Consider the following 19,767-nt stretch of genomic DNA (forward strand, 5'->3'; position numbering starts at 1 on the left):
ACATCCCGTCGAGTTCGCTCGTGGCCACGCTCATCGCCCGGCGGGGTGCGAGATACCGCCGCCAGCGCAAAACCACAGGCGTAGGTGAATCCATCCCGCCACCGGTCACTGGCAGCAAACCGGTCTGTGCTACACCATGCAGGTCCGCGCGGCCGCGCTGGCTTGTCTTTCACCCACGAGGCGATCATGAAGTTGGAGGCGTTGTTCGACCAGTTGCACACCTTGCCCACCGTGCCCAAGGTGGCGCAGGACCTGATCCGTCAATTCGACGATCCGCAGACCGATATCGATACGCTGGCGCACAGCATCGAGCGCGATCCGGTGATCGCCGCCAAGGTGCTGCGGCTGGCCAATTCGGCGCGCTTTCACGGCCTGCGCGATTCCACCAGTGTGGAAGACGCCGCGATGCGCCTGGGCTTCAATACGCTGCGCACCCTGGTGCTGGCCTCGGCGATGACTGGCGCCTTTCGCGCCGGCCCGGGTTTCGACCTCAAGGCATTCTGGCGGCACAGTTTCGAAGTGGCCGGCATCGCCCGCCTGCTGGCGCGCCAGCATGGCCTGGACCCGGAAACCGCCTTTACCTGCGGCATGATGCACAACATCGGCGAGCTGCTGATCCAGTCCGGCGCCCCGGATTACGCCAGCCGCATCAACCACGACACCTCGTCTGCCGGCCATGCCGCCGAAGAGACGCTGCAACTTGGCTTCGGCTACCCGGAAGTGGGCGCCGAGCTGGTGCGTCGCTGGCAGTTGCCGGTGGTGATCCAGGAGGCCATCGCCTACCAGGTTCGCCCGGCCGCCGCACCCGACGGCGCGCGCATGCCGTTGCTGGTCGCCCAGGCCGTGCAGGTCTCCGACGCCCTGCATGCCCATCGTGGCGACCCTGCGGCGGCACTGGAGGCGGTGCGTGGCCCGCTGATGGACGGCGTGGATCTGGACGCGTTGTTCGCCGCGCTGCCTGATGTCATCGAGGCCGACCGCGCGTTTGCCGAGTTGCTGAATTGAACAGTGGTTGCCGCTGCGTCACTCCAGGCGCAGCGGCTCGAACGCGCAGTCCGCCGCGCTGCGGATGTCCTCGCTCCGGGAACAGGCATAGAACTGATCCTGCCCAGGCGCTGGCGCTTGATCGAGCTGCCAGCGGGATGGGTGCTGCAGTGTGACGATCAGGTTGCGTTGCGTTTTCGGCGTCAGGCGATCGAAGTAGGCCAGATCCACCACCGTGTCACCGCGTAACGCGTAGCTGCAATTGACCAGTACTCCGGTGCTGGGCGCCGCTGCGGCGCGAGTGCCGTAGTAGAGCGCCGATGACAGATGCCGTGGACTGCCCGCGTTGGGCTGCAGCGTACTGGCCCACACGCCGCTTCCGGAGCCGACGTCGAGCCGGACAGGGGCGCGATAGCGTCCGGCCTCGTAGTGCACCGTTTCAGGTGCCGGGCATTGTGCCGCATCCTGCGCAGGCTGCTTGCCGGCTGCATCGGCTGCGGCCGGCGGCAGCAGCATGCCGGCAAGAATCAATGGTGTCAGCGGACGGATCATGTGTCGGACCTTTGGGTACGTGGCTGCGGTATGCGATGGAAGGCCGATGAAACGGGCTTGGCGGTCAGCGCACGCCGCATCGGCCGGAGCGGGGCGCACAGGCTCCTGTCGACGCGCTGCTGTGCAGGACAATAGCGAACGCCACGCCCTGGCCGGCGCCGTGTGCGAATGCGTAGCGCCCTGGGCGCACAGATCCACACATGCTGCCGCCGGTTGGCGTCTCCATCGCGCCACGCAAGGCGTCGCCGCCGATGTCGTTGGCGCCGCACGCCATACCTTGCACACTGTCACGCCGCGCCGCAGCTGGACTCGGCTGGGCGCAGGCGCTAGCGTGATGCGGATTTTTTGCCTACAGGGGAATGCCCAATGCGCCATGACGCGCAGCCGCGCCAGCTCACTTTTCGTGCCGTCGTGCTGGCCATCGTGCTGGCGGTGGTGCTTTCGGCCGCCAATGCTTATCTCGGCCTGTTTGCCGGCCTGACCATCGCCACCGCCATTCCGGCGGCGGTGGTGTCGATGGGCGTGCTGCGCCTGCTCGGCGGCGGCACCATCCTGGAAAACAACATCGTCCAGACCGGCGCCTCGGCCGGTTCGTCGATCGCGGCCGGGGTCATCTTCACCATCCCGGCGCTGGTGATCATGGGCTACTGGCCGGACTTCAAGTACTGGTGGGTGCTGGGCATCGCCGGTATGGGCGGTTTGCTGGGCGTGCTGTTCTCGGTGCCGTTGCGGCGCTCGATGATCGTCGAAGACCCGCTGCCGTTCCCCGAAGGCAAGGCCGCGGCCGAAGTGCTCAAGGCCGGCGAAAACCCCGGCCCGGGCCTGAAGATCCTGGCCGCCTCCGGCGCCATCGGCGCGCTGGTCAAGCTGGCTGCGGCCAGTGGCTTGCGGGTGATCCCGGACACCTGGGCGCAGGCCACCTACCTGGGCAGCAGCCGCCTGGTGGGTTACCTGGGCACCAACCTGTCGCCGGCACTGTTGGGCGTGGGCTACATCGTCGGCTTGAACGTCGGCATCGTGGTGTTGTCCGGTTCGATCCTGTCCTGGCATATCGCCATTCCGCTGTATCAGCAGTTTTTCATGGGCTCGGACCCGGCGCTGGCGCAGAGCCTGGTCGGTGCCCCGGCTGCCGATACGGCGTTTGGCATCTGGGGCGCGAAGATCCGCTACCTCGGCGTCGGCGCGATGTTGATCGGCGGCGTGTGGACCTTGTTCTCGCTGCGCAAGTCGCTGTTTTCCGGCGTCAAGAGCGGCTTTGCGGCCGCGCGCAAGAGCGGTGGCGGCGTGGTTGCAGAGACCGAGCGCGACCTGCCGATGAAGTGGATGCTGGTGGCGCTGGTGTTGTGCACGCTGCCGCTGCTGGGCCTGTACCAGGCCATTGTGCAGCAGTGGCACGTGTCGATCCCGATGACCATCATCATGATCGTGGCCGGCTTTCTGTTCGTGTCGGTGTCCGGCTATCTGGCCGGGTTGATCGGTTCGTCCAACAACCCGGTGTCGGGTATCACCATCTCCACCATCCTGTTCGCCTCGGCGGTGCTGGTGCTGTTGTTGGGCAAGAGCGGCCTGGTGCCGGTGGGCATCGGCGCCGCACCGCTGGGCGCGGTGGCGGCCATCATGATCGGTGCGGTGGTGTGCTGCGCGGCGGCGGTGGGCGGCGACAATCTGCAGGACCTCAAGGCCGGTTATCTGGTCGGTGCCACGCCGTGGAAGCAGCAGTTGATGCTGGGGATCGGCGCGTTCTCGTGCGCATTGATCATGGCGCCGGTGTTGAACCTGCTGGCGCAGGCGTACGGCATTGGCCCGGCCACGCCGCAGCATCCCAACTCGCTGGGCGCGCCGCAGGCCACGTTGATGGCCTCGGTGGCCAAGGGCCTGTTCGGCGGGCAGCTGCCGTGGTCGATGATTGCGATCGGTGCTGCTGTGGGCGCGGCGATCATCGCGCTGGACGAATGGTTGAAGGCCACCGGCAAGCGCTTCCGTGTGCCGGTGCTGGCCGCGGCCATCGGTATCTATCTGCCGCTGGAACTGATGGTGCCGATCTTCATCGGTGGCCTGATCGCGCACCTGGTGGAGCGCTTCCACAACATTCGCGCCGACGACGAAGACGGCCGCGACCGCGTGCATCGCCCGGGCGTGCTGTTCGCCGCCGGCCTGATCACCGGCGAGGCGTTGATGGGCATCGCCATTGCGGTGCCGATCGTGCTGTCCAGCCGTGCGGATGTGCTGGCGCTACCGGCCGCCCTGCAGCTCAATCAATGGGTCGGCCTGGCCATTCTCGCCCTGGTCGGTTGGCTGCTGTACCGCGTCGGCAAGCGCGGCGAACAAGCCGCCTGAGCCTGCGACAGACACGGCGCATGCGCTGCATGCGCCGTCCTGGCAGGCGCGCAAGGCGACCTGCCTGCAGCGGATGCCGCTGCCATCATCTGCATCATCCCCATGCACCGCCGCTGCAGACTCCATCGACCGTCCCTGACGGCACCTCGTTGCCTGCAGCCTGTCTTTGCGTCAGCTTTATGCCAGGTCCAGGACTCGTGCATAGCACCTTTATGCCGCTGCTGCGTATCGTGCCGTCTCCCGCACGGATGATGCGCCACCACTGCCGCACGCCTGGATCGACCCCGCTGATCTCCGCGCCATAGGCCATCGCGCCGCCGCTGCTGCCGACAAAAACGTTAGCCCAATCACACTGCGCTTCTTCCAAGGCACGGTTGCGGCCGCTTTTTGTCTGGCGAGCTCGACAGTTGGATAGGATCGACCAGACGCCGCCGTTTGGGCGTCATGCGGTCGCCTTACCTCTCCACCCGCATTCCCCCACTCACTGCTGGCCTGTTGTGTCTTGGCCCAGCGCCCTGCCATGGAGTTACTGCAATGCTGACTGTTATTTCCGGTTCTTCTTCCCGCGCACGCCGCATCTCGCTGCTGACCATCGCCGTGGCCGGCATGCTGTGCGGCCTGGCCACGCAAGCGCAGGCGCAAGACGCCACCGAAGCGGCGCTCTGCACCGACCGGCCGACCAGGGCCAATTCCACCTGTACCGTGCCGACCGGCGCCTGGCAGCTGGAAACCGACATCGGCAGCTATACACGCGACAGCCAGCCCGGCACACGCATCGAAACCTCGGTGTTTACCAATCCCACGCTCAAGTACGGCGTCAGCGACCGCATCGATCTGCAGCTCAACTGGGCGCCACAGCTGCAGGTCAAGACCACCGATCGCACCACCGGCGCACGCAGCAGCCTGAGCGGCGGTGGCGATATCTATCTGCGCATGAAGGCGCGTTTCTACGAAAGCGACACCGCCACCGTGGCGGTACTGCCGTTCGTCAAGGCGCCGACCGCCCGCACCGGCCTGGGCAACGACGAGTGGGAAGGCGGCGTCGCTCTGCCGATCAACTTTGCGTTGCCCAACAGCTTCTCGTTGACCTTCGGCCCGGAGCTGGACTGGTTGGCCGACAGCGAAGGTAGCGGCAAGCACATCGCAGTGATCAATGCGATCAACCTGGCTCATCCGCTCACGCCGAAGCTGTCGATGGCGGTGGAGGTGTGGTCCTCGATCAACCGCGACCCTGCTCAAACCATCGAACAATATTCGGCCGATATCGCCGCTGCGTATCTGATCAACCCGCTGTTGCAGCTGGACGTGGGCACCAACTTCGGCCTCAACGAGCGCACCCCGGACGCGCAGGTGTATGTGGGCATGTCGCACCGCTTCTGATGCGCTGCCGCCCGTGCCGCCCATAGGCGGCATGGGCATGGCGCGCGACGGCGTGCCGCACCCTTTCACGCCGCATGACGTCCTGCCTTTGCGCGTGCGCCGCAGCAACGCCTACCATCGACGTTTTGCCGTTGCCGGAGATGTCGATGAAGCTGCGTCACGCCGTATTGCCCTTGTGTTTGCTGGCCGCCTTGCCAAGCCTTGCCGCTGCGCGCGGTTTCGACGTGCGCGACATGGTGGCGCTGGACCGGGTGTCCTCGCCCACGCTCAGCCCGGATGGCAGCGTGGTGCTGTTCGCCAAGCGCCAGGCCAAGACCGCCAATGGCAAGCCGGCTACCAGCCTGTGGGTACGCAATCTGCGCACCCGCGATCTGTCGCCGCCCAAGCGGCTCACGCCCGAAGGCTGGAACGTCAACAGCCCGGCGCTGTCGCCGGATGGCAAGGCGGTGTACTTCCTCAGCAGCAAGTCCGGCAGCCAGCAGCTCTATGCGCAGCCGTTGGCTGGCGGCACCCCGCAGCAGCTCACCGCGTTTGCGGTGGACGTGGACAGCTACAAGCTCTCGCCCGATGGCAAGCGCATCGTCTTCAGCGCCGGCGTGTTCCAGGACTGCGGCTCGGATCTGGCGTGCACCAAGAAAAAGCTGGCCAGCGTCAAGGACGCCAAGGCCAGCGGCGTGGTGTACGACCAGCTGTTCGTGCGTCACTGGGACACCTGGAACGATGGCCGCCGCAATACCTTGTTCGTGGCGGGATTGCCCGCAGCCGGCGCCAAGGCGGTGGCCGGTGCCTCGGCAATCAGCGCCACCCTGGCCGGCGATGCGCCCTCCAAACCGTTCGGTGGCAACGACGATTACACCTGGTCGCCGGACGGCAGCAGCGTGGTGGCCAGCGTGCGCATTCCGCAGCCGCATGGCCCGGAAGCCGGCAAGAACGGCAAGGCGGCTGGCAAGCCCACCGGCAACGACGAGCCGTGGCAGACCAACTTCGATCTGTATCGCCTGGATGCGGCCGGCAAGTCGGCGCCGGTCAATCTCACCGCGGCCAACCCGGCCTGGGACGCCGGCCCGGTGTTCAGCACCGACGGCAAGACGCTGTACTACCGCGCCATGAAGCGCCCCGGCTTCGAGGCCGACCGCTTCGGCCTGATGGCGATGGACGTGGCCAGCGGCAAGACGCGCGAGATTGCGCCGAAGTGGGATCGTTCGGCCGGCGAGATCGTGCTGAGCGATGACGGCAGCAGCCTCTACACCAGCGCCGACAATCTGGGCGAGCACCCGTTGTTCAAGATCGACATCGCCAGTGGCGAAGCGACCAAGCTGGTGGGCGAGGGCAGCGTGCATGCACCGACGCTGGCCGGTAACACCTTGGCGTTTACGCGTAGCTCGCTCAAGAGCGGCGACCAAATCTTCGTGAGCGACGTGCAGGGCCAGGGTCTGCGGGCGATCACCCAGAGCGCCGGCGAGCTGCTGCCGCAGGTGCAGTTCGGCGACTACGAGCAGTTCCAGTTCAAGGGCTGGAACAACGACACGGTGCACGGCTATGTGGTCAAGCCGTACAACTACCAGGAAGGCAAAACCTACCCGGTGGCGTTCCTGATCCACGGCGGCCCGCAGGGCAGCTTCGGCAATGGCTGGAGCAACCGCTGGAATCCGCAGACCTACGCCGGGCAGGGCTATGCGGTGGTCATGATCGACTTCCACGGCTCCACCGGCTACGGCCAGGAATTCACTGACGCCATCAGCCAGCATTGGGGCGACCGCCCGCTGGAAGACCTGCAAAAGGGCTGGGCCGCCGCGCAGAAGCAGTACGGCTTCCTCAATGGCGACAAGGCCTGCGCATTGGGCGCCAGTTACGGCGGCTACATGGTCTATTGGATGGCGGGGACGTGGCTTGACAAAGATGGGAACCACCCATGGAAGTGCCTGGTCGACCACGACGGTGTGTTCGACAACCGCACCATGGGCTACGCCACCGAGGAACTGTGGTTCAGCGAGTGGGAAAACGGCGGCACGCCGTGGCAGAACCCGGCCGGCTACGAGAAGTTCAACCCGGTGCTGCACGTGGACAAGTGGAAGGTGCCGATGCTGGTCATCCACGGCCAGCAGGATTTCCGCATCCCGGTCGAGCAGGGCCTGGCCGCATTCACTGCGCTGCAGCGCAAGGGCATCGACTCCAAGTTCCTGTACTTCCCGGACGAGAACCACTGGGTGCTCAAGCCGGACAACAGCATCCTGTGGCACGACACGGTCAATGGCTGGCTGAAACAGCACATCGGCCAGTAATCCTTCAAAAATAACCGGCATGCCGCCTTGCCGCGACGTGCCGGTTTTTTTTGTGTCGCGGTAGCCTGCAGCAGGCGAGTGCGGCTGGCGATCGAAGAGCCGGCCACTGCGTATTGCCAGGGAATGCGTGGTGTCGCGTCAGAGCAGCTGACACGATGCCGGCACTCACCGGCGGGCCGGCGCGGCCCGGGGCTAGGTGCGGCATGTCCCACGTGTCCACTCGGTGCCTGCGCACCGTCTACACTCTCCTGACGACTGCCTGTTACGTGTGTTGGCCGTTGTTAGAGAGCTGGAAATATGGGGTGTTGCAGCGCTCGCTCAAGCAATACGTTGTGCCGCCGATATGTTCGCAGTCGAGTGCGCTTGCTGCTCGCTGTTGGATAACCGGCGATGAAATGGCTGCTGATCGCGCGCGGGCACCATCGCCCCGTCGTCATGTCGGCATGTCAAAATAGCGCTTCCTTAACTTTCCCAATCCCTGCCAGGATCGCAAGGGTCTTTCGCATGCGCACGTTCGTCCGCCTCGCCTTCCTCGGGCTTGCCCTGATCTTCAGCCCTGCCTGGAGCGCCGCACCGCGGCCTGCGGCGGCTGCGCCTGTACATGCGCCGGTGACCGCTGCGCCCGCCATTGCCAATGCCACAGACGCCGCCAACAGCGAGCTGCTGGGGCCGTTGCCGGCGACGCTCAAGCCGGGCATGAGCTACCGCGCGTTCTCGCAGGCGATTGCCGAGCAGGGCTGGCAGCCGGTCGACCGCCTGGCAGCGGACAGCTGCATGGCCGCGGGCGACTGCGAAATCGAATTTGTAGCGCCCACCGCTGGCGCACGTCTGCGCGTGCAGGTGGGGTCGCAAGCGGGGGCCGCAGTCGTGCAGGCCTGGACAGCGCGGCGGACGCCGGCCGATCGCATGGGCGCCACCAGCGCGTCGATCGACGCCCCGAAGGAGGCCCCGGCTGCAATCGCCGGCACGGTGGCCGAACAGCCGCGCTGAGCGCCTGCAAGCTGTGCGATAGGCGCGGCGTATCATGACGCTGCGCACCTGGTGTGTGCAGACGCCGGTGCGTTGCTGCACCGCTGCGCCACTCCTGGCCCCGAGTCCCTGGCACTGCATGAATCCTCTCGCATGAAGAGCATCGATCCTGCCGATCTGGAAGCGTTGTTCGATGCGGTGCCGGACGTGTTGTTCTTCGTCAAGGATCGCGAGGGCCGCTACACCCACGTCAACCAGACCATGCTGCGGCGCTTGGGGCTGAAGCAGCGCAAGGACTTGATCGGCAAGCGTGTCGCCGAGGTCTATCCAAGTGGCCTGGGCGCCAACTACGCCAATCAGGACGAGCAGGTGCTGGCCGGCGAGGTGATCGACAACCTGCTGGAGCTGCATCTGTTCGCCAACCGCGAGCCTGGCTGGTGCCTCACCTGCAAGCGGCCGCTGCTGGTGGATGGCAAGGTGCAGGGCATCATCGGCATCTCGCGCGATCTGGGCCCCCAGGACGGGCACGAATCGCAGTACGAAAAGCTGCGGCTTGCACTGGCGTATCTCAACGCCAACTACGCGCAAAACGTGCGCATGCAGGCGCTGGTGGAGATCACCGGATTTTCGATGTCCAAGCTGCAGCGCTCCTTCCGCAAGGTGTTCCAGCTGACGCCGCAACAAGTGCTGGCTAAGCTGCGCCTGCAGATGGCGATGCATCTGCTGCACGGAAACAAGAGCCTTACCGAAATCGGCCACGCTTGCGGCTTCAGCGACCAAAGCGCATTTGCGCGGCAATTCAAGCAGGCGGTGGGCATGACGCCACGCGAGTATCGTGCGTTGGCGAATGCCCAGCAGTTTCCTGGCCAAGCGTTGTAGAAAGTAGCTGCCTGCAGCGTGTCCCGCGATGGTGGGCGGGCAAGGGCCCTGCAGCCAAACCGCAGACCCATCGCTGTGTACAGCATCTCTCGAACTGCGCCAATCAACCCACGACAACCAGCATTCACGTCGTCGCATTGTTGGCTAACACCAAGCGCCGTCGGTCGAATGCGGGTGGCTCTTGGTTCACGTAAATAACGGCTAGTCACGTAAGCAACAGCTAGCTCGTCATCTTAGCTACGGCACCTTCATCGCTACCTGCATAAACAACTCGGGCGCGAAACGACCCATGAAAAGTCGCCCGCGCCCAAGTCTTCAGTCGCTAACCAGGTGTGATTACGCCAGCATGCGCACCTTCGGCTCGCGTGCCCATTGGCGTGTCTTCGCTGCGCTAACGAATGCCGTGGTGTCGGCCGCGGGGACCACGCCCGCATCCTTGCCGACATTGCCTGCCTTCAGCAGCAATTGCGCGCCATCGTCGAACGCAATCGCCTTCAGATGCGCCCAGGCAAAGCTCACGAAATCCAGTGCAGCCGATTCGCGTGTCAGCAACTTCGCTGCTTCCGACGACAGCAGCACTGCCACCGCATCGAACACCACCGAAGGCGTGCCTGCCAGCTGCCCATCGGCAGGCAGCTGCTTGCCGTCGCTGAGCTTGGCGCCGCCCAGCTTGGGCGCGACGATCTTGACCGTGGCGCCAGCAGCTTCTGCCGCCTTGCGCACGGCCTTGATCGCCGCTGCATCCGAACCATCGTGAATCAGGATGCCGACCGTGCGTCCCTTCAAGGTGTCTTTCATCTTGCCGATGACCTGCAAGGCAGGCGACAGCGGCATGTCGGTGGGCGCAACCGCTGCAGGAGGTGCCGGCGGCAGGGTGGTCATGCCCATGCCATCGGCCACACGCTGCGCCAACTCCGGGTCGATGTGTCGCAGATGACCCACGATGGCTTCGCGCACATGTGCGGTTTCCACCTTCGACAGTTCAAACACCAATGCCGACGCAATATGTGCCTGTTCCGGCGCGGTCTGGCTGCGGAAGAACAGCCGTGCCTGGCTGTAATGATCGGCAAAGCTCTCTGCACGCACGCGGCCCTTGGCACCTTCTTCGGCCGGGGTCGCATGGCTGGGAAATCCACGCAGCGCCTCACGTGGCGCATCGGCCTGCAGCGAGCTGGGTTCGTAAGCAACACGTCCCTTTGGCACGCCCATCTGCATGTGACCGTCGCGCTGATTGTTGGCGAACGGGCACTTGGGTGCGTTGATCGGAATCTGGTGGAAATTCGGACCGCCCAGACGGCTTAGCTGCGTATCCAGATACGAGAACAGGCGGCCCTGCAGCAGTGGGTCGTTGCTGAAATCGATGCCGGGCACGATGTTGGCCGGGCAGTATGCAACCTGTTCGGTTTCCGCAAAGAAGTTATCCGGCCAGCGGTCGAGCACCATGCGTCCGACGATCTGCAATGGCACCAACTCTTCGGGAATGACTTTGGTCGAATCGAGATGATCGAAGGGAAATGCCTCAGCCTGCGCCTCGGTGAACAACTGCACGCCCAGTTCCCATTCCGGGAAGTCGCCGTTCTGAATTGCTTCGAACAGATCGCGACGGTGAAAATCCTGGTCGGCACCGGCAATCTTGACCGCTTCGTCCCAGATGGTGGACTGCAGGCCCAGCTTGGGGCGCCAGTGGAACTTGACGAAGGTGCTGTCGCCGTTTTCGTTGAGAAAACGAAAACTATGGATGCCGAAGCCTTCGATCATGCGCAGCGAGCGCGGGATGGTGCGGTCGCTCATCGCCCACATGATCATGTGCATCGATTCGGGCGTCAGCGAGATGAAGTCCCAGAAGGTGTCGTGCGCACTGGCGGCCTGCGGGAAGCCGCGGTCCGGCTCCATTTTCACCGCATGAATCAGGTCAGGGAACTTCATTGCGTCCTGGATGAAGAACACCGGGATGTTGTTGCCCACCAGATCCCAATTGCCTTCCTTGGTGTAGAACTTCACCGCGAACCCGCGCACATCGCGCGGCGTGTCCACCGAGCCGGCGCCACCGGCGACCGTGGAAAAACGCGTGAACAACGGGGTTTTTTCGCCGACCTCGGTAAAGATCTTGGCGGTGGTGTATTGGCTCAACGACTTGGTCAGCTCGAAATAGCCGTGCGCGGCACTGCCACGCGCATGCACGATGCGTTCGGGGATGCGCTCGTGATCGAAGTGGGTGATTTTTTCGCGCAGGATGAAATCTTCCAGCAACGTCGGTCCGCGTGGCGTTGCGCGCAGGGAGTTCTGGTTGTCGCCAACCGGGATGCCCTGGTTGGTGGTCAGTTGCGGATGGCTACCGCCGGCCTTCTGGTGCAACTCATCGCCAGTGCCGCGCGACTCATCGGATGTGGCGCTTGCAGGTGCGACGGCATGAACCTGCGCGGATTTACTGGGGGACTTGGCCATGGGGACTCCACTCTGGCGGGCTGGGATGCGGGCTGAGCAATAAAGCCTGGGAGTGGCGCTGTTAATTGCATGTGTCTGCATGCGAACGAATACTCACATGTGCAGCGAACATCGCACTGTGTGGCACTTGCATCCTGCATCGGTCACGCAAGGCGCGTTGCCGTGTTGCTGCATAACAGCGGACGCGACCATTGCGCTGTCAGATCGACGACGAAACGTCGTGAGCACTGTACAAGTGGATGCTAGCGTGCGGAGGAGCCGCAGTGGTTGAGTGGTGCATGCCGCACCGAACCGAACACCGAGCGCGCCCGCAAGCAGCGAGCACGCTCGCTTTGTCCGCCGCTCTTAGAGCAGATCCAGTGGCTGCTTGCGCGTGGGTGGCGCGAAGGCGTGCTCGAGCTCTGCAAGATCTTCCGCATGTAGCTGCAGCGTGCACGCGGCGGCGTTGGCACGCACATGTGCAGGCGTTCCGGATTCGGGAATGGCGATGACACTGCCGCTGCGGATGGCCCACGCAAGCGCCACTGCCGTTGCCGCTACACCGCGGCGCTGGCCGATGACGTGCAGGACCGGGTGATCCAGCAACGCGCGGCTGCCAAGCGGCGAATACGCCATCACCGTCACGTCGTGCGCGGCGCACCACGGCAACAGATCGAATTCGATGCCGCGGCTGCCAGCGTGATACAGCACCTGGTTGACCAGGCAATGCGAGCCGCCGTCGATCGCCCACAACTCTTCCATGTCATCGACATCGAAGTTCGACACGCCCCAATCGCGGATCTTGCCGGCGTCGCGCAGCGCTTCGAACGCATCCACCACCTCGGCCAGGTTGCTGCCGCCGCGCCAGTGCAGCAGGTACAGGTCCATCGTCCTCACCCCCAGCCGTTGCAGGCTGGCTTCGCAGGCACGCGCAATCCCGCGTGCGCTGGCATTGCTGGGCAACACCTTGGAGACCATGTAGGGCGGCTGCGCGCTGCTGATGGCCTGGCCGATCAGTTGTTCCGAGCGGCCATTGCCATACATCTCGGCGGTGTCGATCAGCTGCATGCCCAATTGCTGCCCGAGCTGCAGCGCTTCGATTTCCTGCTGCGGTGCGTGCCGGCCCTGGCCCAGGTTCCAGGAGCCCAACCCTAATGCCGACACGCTGCGCCCATTGCGCAGGCGTACTTGCGCGCAGGTGGATGGAGAGGCTTCGGACATGGCTGGCTCCTGTCGCGTTGGAATGAAAGTGACGGCTGCGTCGTACCGATGTCGCCGCGTCAGTGCGACGATGGCGGCAGCGATGTTGCCGCAGTGTCTGCATGCGCATCCCAGAACGCGCAACGATGACGCTGCACGAAGTCCGGCGTTGCGCCGATCCTGTGCGGCGACAGCGTCAGCGGTGAATCGCCGTCGAAGCGCGGCCACTGCGGCCGCTGACCGCCATTGGGATCCCCGGTGCGCGCAAACGCACCCCAGTAATCCTGCAGCGTATTGGCAAGCGCCTGTTGCGCCGGACTGAACTGCGCATCGCCGCTGAGCACCCACGGGCGCTGAAACAGATACACCAGTTCGGAGGCATGAAAGGCACCCAAAGCGTGCGAAAACGGCAGGCGCAACAGGCCATACGGTGCCTGCGGGTCGTCGAACTCGTACGCGTACACCGGCGCATGGGTACGCAAGGCCTGCCCGAGCCGACGCGTGGGACAGGCGAAGCCACCATCGGTGACGATATCGGCGAATGCCTCCCAGCGCGATTGCGCAGCCACATCGGCGTACTGCGCAAGGATCGGGCCGGGCGAGGCATGCATGTGCTGCACGCGCGCTGCATAGCCGCTGCGCAGGTTGAGCTTGCCGATGTAGGACAGCAGCTGCGCAAACAAACGTCCCTCGTCGCGATTGTTGCCGATCAGTACCGGCACCTGCGCATGCTGGCCGCTGGCAATCGCGGCCGCTGGCGGCAGCGGCATCACCTCACCACCGGACATCGGTGCCCACGCATCGCTGCCGGTGAGCCCGCGTCGTTGTGGTTTTGCATCGGCCAGCGTGTCGGCAGGAAGCGCGCGCAGGCAGGCGGCGATATCGCTGGTCTGCGCGCAGCCCACGCTCTGCGCCATACGCACGCCGCCGCTTTCTGCTTCGTGCTGCGGCACGCTGGAATCGCTCGCCAGGCAACTGCCGCTTTGCAGGATGGCGCGTTGAAACAAGCCGGCTGCACTGGGCGAGGCAAGTTGATAACAGATGCTCCACGCACCGGCCGATTCGCCGAACACGGTGACGTTGTGCGCGTCGCCGCCGAACGCTGCGATATTGCGTTGCACCCAGCGCAAGGCCGCCTGCTGGTCGAGCAATGCATACGCGCCTTCGCCTTCGCCACGCAGACCTGGATGCGCGTAGAACCCGAACACACCCAGCCGGTAATTGGGCGCCACCACGATGACGTCCTGCCGCGCGGCCAACGCGCTCAGGTCGTAGTCGACATTGCTGCCCAGCTCCAGCGCGCCACCATAGATCCACACCATCACCGCGCGTGGATGCGCAGGTACGGGGCCGGGCGGCGCGTAGACATTGAGCGTGAGGCAATCTTCGGAAACATGCTTCTGTCCGAACCGATAGCGCGGCAAGCAGGCGGGCCCGGCCTGGGTGGCATCGCGGACCTGGCTCCATGCGGCCAACGGTTGCGGCGCGCGGAAGCGCAGTGCGCCCACCGGCGGCGCTGCAAACGGCACGCCCAAAAATGCCCGGCCTTGCGCACTGGTAACGCCACGCACCGGGCCGGTTGCGGTCTGCACCACCTCGGCACGCGCATCGGGCGCATGCACCAGCGCCGGCACCTCGCCAGGACGACGCGGTGCGCAGCCGACCAGCAGGCAAGCTGCCATCAGCACGGCGGCAAGAGAGTTCAGTTCACGCATGCGCTAGGGTCCGCTGTGGAGTGAGAGCGTTCGCCATCATCCGCATGGCACGTGTAGGCCAGGCAAACGAGAGAGTGGTGCGCGCGCCGCGCAGCGGATCGCACAGTGAGCCGGCCCCGTGCGCTGCATGGCCGTTCAATCGCGCTGTTTCGGGCATGCGTCGAGCTTCAGCCCGACGTGGATGCTGTTGGCGATGAGATCCAGGGCGAGAGCTGCGCCGGCAATCTGCCAACGCAGCATGCTCGCCGCCGGCAGCGAAACCGCAGTGCTGCGGCTGCCAGCCGAAGTACGCACCGCGCATTGGCATCCATACGCAGCGCATTAAAAAACCCAGCCGTGTGACCGGCCGGGTTTTCTCTTCACCGTCGCTGGTGTGCCGCTCAGGCCTCGGCGTCTTCCTTGTACGCATCCACCGGGATGCAGGCGCACATCACGTTCTTGTCGCCATAGACGTTGTCCACGCGCGCCACCGGCGGCCAGTATTTCTGATGCTTGAGGCTGGGCAGCGGAAAGGCGGCCAGTTCGCGCGGGTAGGCATGGGTCCACTCGCTGGCCGACACCTGCGTTGCGGTATGCGGTGCGTGCTTGAGCGGGTTGTCGTCGCGGTCAAGGCGGCCGTCTTCGATGGCGCGGATCTCTTCGCGGATCTGGATCATCGCGTCGATGAAGCGGTCCAGCTCATGCTGCGATTCGCTTTCGGTCGGCTCCACCATCAAGGTGCCGGCCACCGGGAAGCTCAAGGTCGGCGCGTGGAAGCCGAAGTCGATCAACCGCTTGGCGATGTCTTCGGCGCCGATGCCGCTGGTCTTCTCCAGCGGGCGCACGTCCAGGATGCACTCGTGCGCCACCAACCCGTTGCGGCCGGTGTACAGCGTCTTGTAATGCGGGGCCAGCCGCTTGGCGATGTAGTTGGCATTGAGCAAGGCCACTTGCGTGGCCTTGCGCAGGCCGGCGCTGCCCATCATGGTCACGTACATCCAGCTGATCGGCAGGATGGAGGCAGAGCCATAGCTGGCCGCGCTGACCATGCCCACATCGCCTTCGCCGCCCTTCAATCCGCTGCCATGGATGGCAGCTGTTTGATTTTCGCCGGCACGGATGCCGGCACTAGGAAGCGTCTTCGGGAGATACGGTGCGAGGTGCGACTTCACTGCACACGGGCCCACGCCCGGGCCGCCGCCGCCGTGCGGAATGCAGAAGGTCTTGTGCAGGTTCAGGTGCGACACGTCCGAGCCCCACTTGCCGGGCTTGGCCACGCCGACCAGCGCGTTCATGTTGGCGCCGTCGGTATAGACCTGGCCGCCATGCGCGTGCACGGCTTCGCAGATCGCCACCACGTCTTCTTCGAACACGCCGTGGGTGGAGGGGTAGGTGATCATCAGTGCGGCCAGGCGGTCGGAGTATTTCTCCGCCTTGGCGCGGATGTCTTCGACGTCGACATTGCCGTTGGCATCGCACTTGGTGACCACCACGGTCATGCCGCACATCTGTGCGGAGGCCGGGTTGGTGCCGTGCGCGGATTCCGGGATCAGGCAGATGTCGCGATGCGCCTCGCCGCGCGAGCGGTGATAGGCACGGATCGCCAGCAGGCCGGCATACTCGCCCTGCGCGCCGGAATTGGGCTGCAGGCTCACCGCGTCGTAGCCGGTGCATTCGACCAGCATCGCTTCCAGTTCGTCGATCAGCTGCGCGTAACCGGCCGACTGTTCGGCCGGCGCCAGCGGATGGATCGCGCCGAACTCCGGCCAGGTCACCGGGATCATTTCGGCGGTGGCGTTGAGCTTCATGGTGCAGCTGCCCAGCGGGATCATGGTGCGATCCATCGCCAGATCCTTGTCGGCCAGCGAGCGCATGTAGCGCAGCAGTTCGTGCTCGCTGTGGTGGGTGTTGAACACCGGGTGCGTCATGAAGGAACTGGTGCGCAGCAGGCCTTGCGGCAACGCATCGGCGGTGGCGGCATCGAGCGCATCCACATCTGCCGTGGCGCCGAAAAGAGCGGCCAGCGCAACCACATCGGCACGCGTGCTGGTTTCGTCCAGGCTGATGCCGACCGCTTCGCTGTCGATGGCGCGCAGGTTGATGCCGGCCGCGCGTGCGCGGGCGTGGATGGCGTCGGCATCGACCGCCTTGACGTGCAGGGTGTCGAAGAAATGCTCGCCCACAGTGACGCCGGCACCGCGCAGTGCGGCCGCCAGGATCGCCGTCAGGCGATGGGTGCGGCGCGCGATGCGGGTCAGGCCATCGGGACCGTGGTAGACCGCATACATCGAGGCCATCACCGCCAGCAGCACCTGCGCGGTGCAGATGTTGGAGGTGGCCTTTTCGCGGCGGATATGTTGCTCGCGGGTCTGCAGGGTCAAGCGATACGCCGGGTTGCCGGCGGCATCGATCGACACACCGATCAGGCGGCCCGGCATCGAACGCTTGTAGGCATCGCGGCAGGCCATGAACGCCGCATGCGGGCCACCAAAGCCGAACGGCACGCCGAAGCGCTGCGAATTGCCGACCACGATGTCCGCGCCCCATTCGCCGGGTGCGGCGATCAGGGTCAGCGCAAGCAGGTCGGTGGCCACTGCGACCAGGCCGCCCTGCGCATGCACCGCATTGGCCAGCGCGGCGTGATCGCCGATGTGCCCGAAGCTGTCCGGGTACTGCAGCAACACGCCGAAGCACTCGGCCTGCAGCGCTTCTTGCGGCGTGCCCACGCGCAGCACGATGCCCAGCGGCTCGGCGCGCGTGCGCAGCAGTTCCAGCGTCTGCGGGTGCACCGCGTCGTGCACGAAAAAGATGTCGGACTTCGACTTGGCCGAGCGCTTGGCCAGCGTCATCGCTTCGGCCGCGGCGGTGGCTTCGTCCAGCAGCGAGGCGTTGGCGATCTGCATGCCGGTCAGATCCGCGCACAGGGTCTGGAAATTGATCAGCGCTTCCATGCGGCCCTGTGAAATCTCCGCCTGGTACGGCGTGTACGCGGTGTACCAGGCCGGGTTTTCCAGGATGTTGCGCAGGATCACCTTCGGCGTGTGGGTGCCGTAATAGCCCTGGCCGATGAAGGTGCGCTGCACCTGGTTCTTGCTGGCGATGGCGCGGATCTTGGCCAGCGCTTCTTCTTCGGTCATCGCATCGGGCAGCGCCAGCGCGGCCGGCGATTTGATGTTGCCCGGCACGATGGCGTCGGTGAGCGCATCCAGCGAGGCATGGCCGACCACGGCCAGCATCTGCGCGATTTCTGCGTCGTTGGGGCCGATATGGCGTTCGACGAACGCGCTGTGGTGTTCGAGGTCGCGCAGGGAAGACGGGGGCTGGGACATGGCGGGCATCCGGGGCAGGGGCAGACGAATGGTCGACCCGCACCGCAACCGGCATGGCGCGCATGAGCGCACCACGACCTGCCGCAGCGACGGTCTTCCTCGCGCCCCTCTGTCCTTTTGCCTGAGAGTTTAAAAACGCGGCCTGGCGCCTGGCCTGCCTGCGTTCCGTGCCCCTTCGGCGCCGGCATCGGCCGGTCTCTCCAGAGTTGTACTGCGGATGGTATCGGGCCTGAGCGATTACGGGCTGTTGCGCCTTCGGCAGCGGCAGTGCCGCTTCTCCCACCGTGTTGCCGCGCAATTATAGCGTGGCCGCACGTGCTGCAGCGCCCGCGCGGGTCATCGGCACTGCCCATCTGCTTGGGTTTGCTTAACCTTGTCGGCGCAAGCGCCTATCATCGGCGCCCTCACGCTCTTTCCGGCGCGCGCTGGGCGGATGCCGGCGTGCGTCCCCGATGCACCACGTTGCGGATTCCTGCATGCCCCCCACCACGCCTTCCACCCGTCGCACGGCGCTGCTGCTCGCCGGGCTGGCGATGTTCGGCCCGTTTTCCATCGACACCATCTTCCCGGCGTTCTCGCGGCTCAGCCGCAGCCTGGCGGTGGACCAGGTGGCGATCCAGCAGACCATCAGCGTCTATCTGCTGGCCTATGGCGTGATGAGCATTGCGCACGGGCCGCTGTCCGATGCCTGGGGCCGCAAGCGGGTGATCCTGGGCGGGCTGGTGCTGTTCATCGCCGGCTCGATCGGCTGCGCGCTGTCGCAGGACCTGCCCACGCTGCTGGCGTTCCGCGCGCTGCAGGGCCTGTCGGCCGGCGTGGGCATGATCGTCGGGCGGGCGGTGATCCGCGACCTGTTCCATGGCCCGGATGCGCAGCGGCTGATGAGCCAGGTCTCGATGATCTTCGGCATCGCGCCGGCCATCGCGCCGATCATTGGTGGCTGGATCCTGCTCAGCGGCGCCGGCTGGCCGTTGATCTTCTGGTTTCTGGTGGTGTTCGGCCTGGTGCTGCTGGTGGCCACCATGACCTGGCTGCCGGAAACCCATCCGGTGGAAGCACGCACACCGCTGCAGTTCAAGCGCCTGCTGCAGGACTACGTGCGCATCGGCTTCAATCCGCGCTTCCAGCGGCTGGCCGCGGCCGGGTCGTTCAATTTCGCCGGCATCTTCTTGTACATCGCCTCGGCGCCGGTGCTGATCATGCAGCACCTGCATCTGGGCGAAGGCGACTTCGCCTGGCTGTTCATTCCCACCATCGGCGGCATGACGCTGGGTTCGTTCCTGTCCGGGCGCATGGCCGGCCAGATGAATCCGGTGCGGCAGATCCGCATCGGCTTCATCTGCTGCGGCGTGGCGGCGCTGGTCAACCTGGCCTATACGTTCGCGGTGGCGCAGATCGCGCTGCCCTGGGCGGTGCTGCCGATCTTCCTGGCCGGCGTCGGCATGGCGTTGATCTTCCCGATTCTCGCGCTGGCGGTGCTGGACATGTACCCGCAGCAGCGCGGCCTGGCCTCGTCGCTGCAGGCGTTCACCCAGCTGATGACCAATACGGTGGTGGCCGGGGTGCTCTCGCCGCTGCTGAGTGAACATCCGCGGCATCTGGCGCTCGGCATGACCGGTTTTTTCCTGCTGGGCTGGCTATTCTGGCGCTGGGAGCGCCGCAGCGGCCGCCGTTTACGGCACCGCCAGGCCACCGAGGCAGTGCCTCTGGAGCCGGCCGACCACCTCTGACCCCACA

Annotated in this window: 12 protein-coding genes, 1 other RNA gene and 1 riboswitch; of the genes, 8 read left to right on the plus strand and 5 right to left on the minus strand. The window is 65.3% G+C overall.

The annotated features are described in order from the left end of the window. The first annotated feature begins 186 nt into the window (after positions 1 to 186). Entirely contained in the window at positions 187 to 1,005 is an 819-nt protein-coding gene (locus tag M3O59_RS05950) for an HDOD domain-containing protein (RefSeq protein ID WP_116904658.1), read from the plus strand. 18 nt (positions 1,006 to 1,023) lie between these two features. On the opposite strand, the gene M3O59_RS05955 is transcribed toward M3O59_RS05950, so the two are convergent. After that, positions 1,024 to 1,500 (minus strand): DUF3757 domain-containing protein, encoded by a 477-nt coding sequence (locus tag M3O59_RS05955; RefSeq protein WP_239686982.1) that lies wholly within the window; start codon positions 1,498 to 1,500, stop codon positions 1,024 to 1,026. A 402-nt stretch (positions 1,501 to 1,902) separates the two neighbouring features. Between M3O59_RS05955 and M3O59_RS05960 the strand changes: the two genes are divergently transcribed. From M3O59_RS05960 to M3O59_RS05985, 6 genes are all read left to right on the plus strand, one after another. Then, the gene (locus M3O59_RS05960) at positions 1,903 to 3,873 is read left to right on the plus strand and encodes an OPT family oligopeptide transporter (RefSeq protein ID WP_064632350.1); all 1,971 of its coding nucleotides are present in this window, start codon (positions 1,903 to 1,905) and stop codon (positions 3,871 to 3,873) included. A gap of 534 nt (positions 3,874 to 4,407) precedes the next feature. Next, entirely contained in the window at positions 4,408 to 5,253 is an 846-nt protein-coding gene (locus M3O59_RS05965; RefSeq protein WP_181920386.1) for a transporter, read from the plus strand. Positions 5,254 to 5,399: 146 nt separating this feature from the next. Next, positions 5,400 to 7,535, plus strand: a complete 2,136-nt coding sequence (locus M3O59_RS05970; RefSeq protein ID WP_116904749.1) for an alpha/beta hydrolase family protein — start codon at positions 5,400 to 5,402, stop codon at positions 7,533 to 7,535. A 203-nt stretch (positions 7,536 to 7,738) separates the two neighbouring features. Beyond that, positions 7,739 to 7,812, plus strand: a non-coding RNA gene (locus tag M3O59_RS05975) — sX9 sRNA. A gap of 227 nt (positions 7,813 to 8,039) precedes the next feature. Continuing rightward, a complete protein-coding gene (locus M3O59_RS05980; RefSeq protein ID WP_116904662.1) occupies positions 8,040 to 8,525 on the plus strand; it encodes a hypothetical protein in 486 nt (161 codons plus the stop codon). Positions 8,526 to 8,657: 132 nt separating this feature from the next. After that, positions 8,658 to 9,383 carry an AraC family transcriptional regulator gene (locus tag M3O59_RS05985; RefSeq protein WP_064632341.1) on the plus strand — a complete coding sequence of 242 codons (726 nt, stop codon included), beginning with the start codon at positions 8,658 to 8,660 and terminating at the stop codon, positions 9,381 to 9,383. A 336-nt stretch (positions 9,384 to 9,719) separates the two neighbouring features. Here M3O59_RS05985 and M3O59_RS05990 read toward each other — a convergent pair whose 3' ends face one another. The 4 genes from M3O59_RS05990 to gcvP form a co-directional block, all read right to left on the minus strand. Next, the gene (locus M3O59_RS05990; RefSeq protein ID WP_116904663.1) at positions 9,720 to 11,828 is read right to left on the minus strand and encodes a catalase; all 2,109 of its coding nucleotides are present in this window, start codon (positions 11,826 to 11,828) and stop codon (positions 9,720 to 9,722) included. A 345-nt stretch (positions 11,829 to 12,173) separates the two neighbouring features. Then, a complete protein-coding gene (locus M3O59_RS05995; RefSeq protein WP_116904664.1) occupies positions 12,174 to 13,028 on the minus strand; it encodes an aldo/keto reductase in 855 nt (284 codons plus the stop codon). Between the two features lie 59 nt (positions 13,029 to 13,087). Further along, entirely contained in the window at positions 13,088 to 14,722 is a 1,635-nt protein-coding gene (locus M3O59_RS06000; RefSeq protein WP_116904665.1) for a carboxylesterase/lipase family protein, read from the minus strand. Positions 14,723 to 15,102: 380 nt separating this feature from the next. Continuing rightward, on the minus strand, positions 15,103 to 18,030 hold the full coding sequence (gcvP, locus tag M3O59_RS06005; RefSeq protein ID WP_116904666.1) for an aminomethyl-transferring glycine dehydrogenase: 2,928 nt from the start codon (positions 18,028 to 18,030) through the stop codon (positions 15,103 to 15,105). Between the two features lie 99 nt (positions 18,031 to 18,129). Beyond that, a riboswitch (glycine riboswitch) is annotated at positions 18,130 to 18,244 on the minus strand. A gap of 262 nt (positions 18,245 to 18,506) precedes the next feature. Here gcvP and M3O59_RS06010 point away from each other — a divergent pair. Further along, on the plus strand, positions 18,507 to 19,760 hold the full coding sequence (locus tag M3O59_RS06010; RefSeq protein ID WP_116904667.1) for a multidrug effflux MFS transporter: 1,254 nt from the start codon (positions 18,507 to 18,509) through the stop codon (positions 19,758 to 19,760). The last annotated feature ends 7 nt before the right edge of the window (positions 19,761 to 19,767 follow it).

Source organism: Xanthomonas nasturtii (genome assembly GCF_023337365.3).
Taxonomy (GTDB): Bacteria; Pseudomonadota; Gammaproteobacteria; order Xanthomonadales; family Xanthomonadaceae; genus Xanthomonas; species Xanthomonas nasturtii.

What these genes read in the sequence shown, in the direction of transcription:
- M3O59_RS05955 (WP_239686982.1), bottom strand. Translation starts at nt 1,500, where the DNA reads ATGCTGCTGCCGCCGGCCGCAGCCGATGCAGCCGGCAAGCAGCCTGCG.
- gcvP (WP_116904666.1), bottom strand. Translation starts at nt 18,030, where the DNA reads ATGTCCCAGCCCCCGTCTTCCCTGCGCGACCTCGAACACCACAGCGCG.
- M3O59_RS05990 (WP_116904663.1), bottom strand. Translation starts at nt 11,828, where the DNA reads ATGGCCAAGTCCCCCAGTAAATCCGCGCAGGTTCATGCCGTCGCACCT.
- M3O59_RS06010 (WP_116904667.1), top strand. Translation starts at nt 18,507, where the DNA reads ATGCCCCCCACCACGCCTTCCACCCGTCGCACGGCGCTGCTGCTCGCC.
- M3O59_RS05995 (WP_116904664.1), bottom strand. Translation starts at nt 13,028, where the DNA reads ATGTCCGAAGCCTCTCCATCCACCTGCGCGCAAGTACGCCTGCGCAAT.
- M3O59_RS05965 (WP_181920386.1), top strand. Translation starts at nt 4,408, where the DNA reads ATGCTGACTGTTATTTCCGGTTCTTCTTCCCGCGCACGCCGCATCTCG.
- M3O59_RS06000 (WP_116904665.1), bottom strand. Translation starts at nt 14,722, where the DNA reads ATGCGTGAACTGAACTCTCTTGCCGCCGTGCTGATGGCAGCTTGCCTG.
- M3O59_RS05950 (WP_116904658.1), top strand. Translation starts at nt 187, where the DNA reads ATGAAGTTGGAGGCGTTGTTCGACCAGTTGCACACCTTGCCCACCGTG.
- M3O59_RS05985 (WP_064632341.1), top strand. Translation starts at nt 8,658, where the DNA reads ATGAAGAGCATCGATCCTGCCGATCTGGAAGCGTTGTTCGATGCGGTG.
- M3O59_RS05960 (WP_064632350.1), top strand. Translation starts at nt 1,903, where the DNA reads ATGCGCCATGACGCGCAGCCGCGCCAGCTCACTTTTCGTGCCGTCGTG.
- M3O59_RS05970 (WP_116904749.1), top strand. Translation starts at nt 5,400, where the DNA reads ATGAAGCTGCGTCACGCCGTATTGCCCTTGTGTTTGCTGGCCGCCTTG.
- M3O59_RS05980 (WP_116904662.1), top strand. Translation starts at nt 8,040, where the DNA reads ATGCGCACGTTCGTCCGCCTCGCCTTCCTCGGGCTTGCCCTGATCTTC.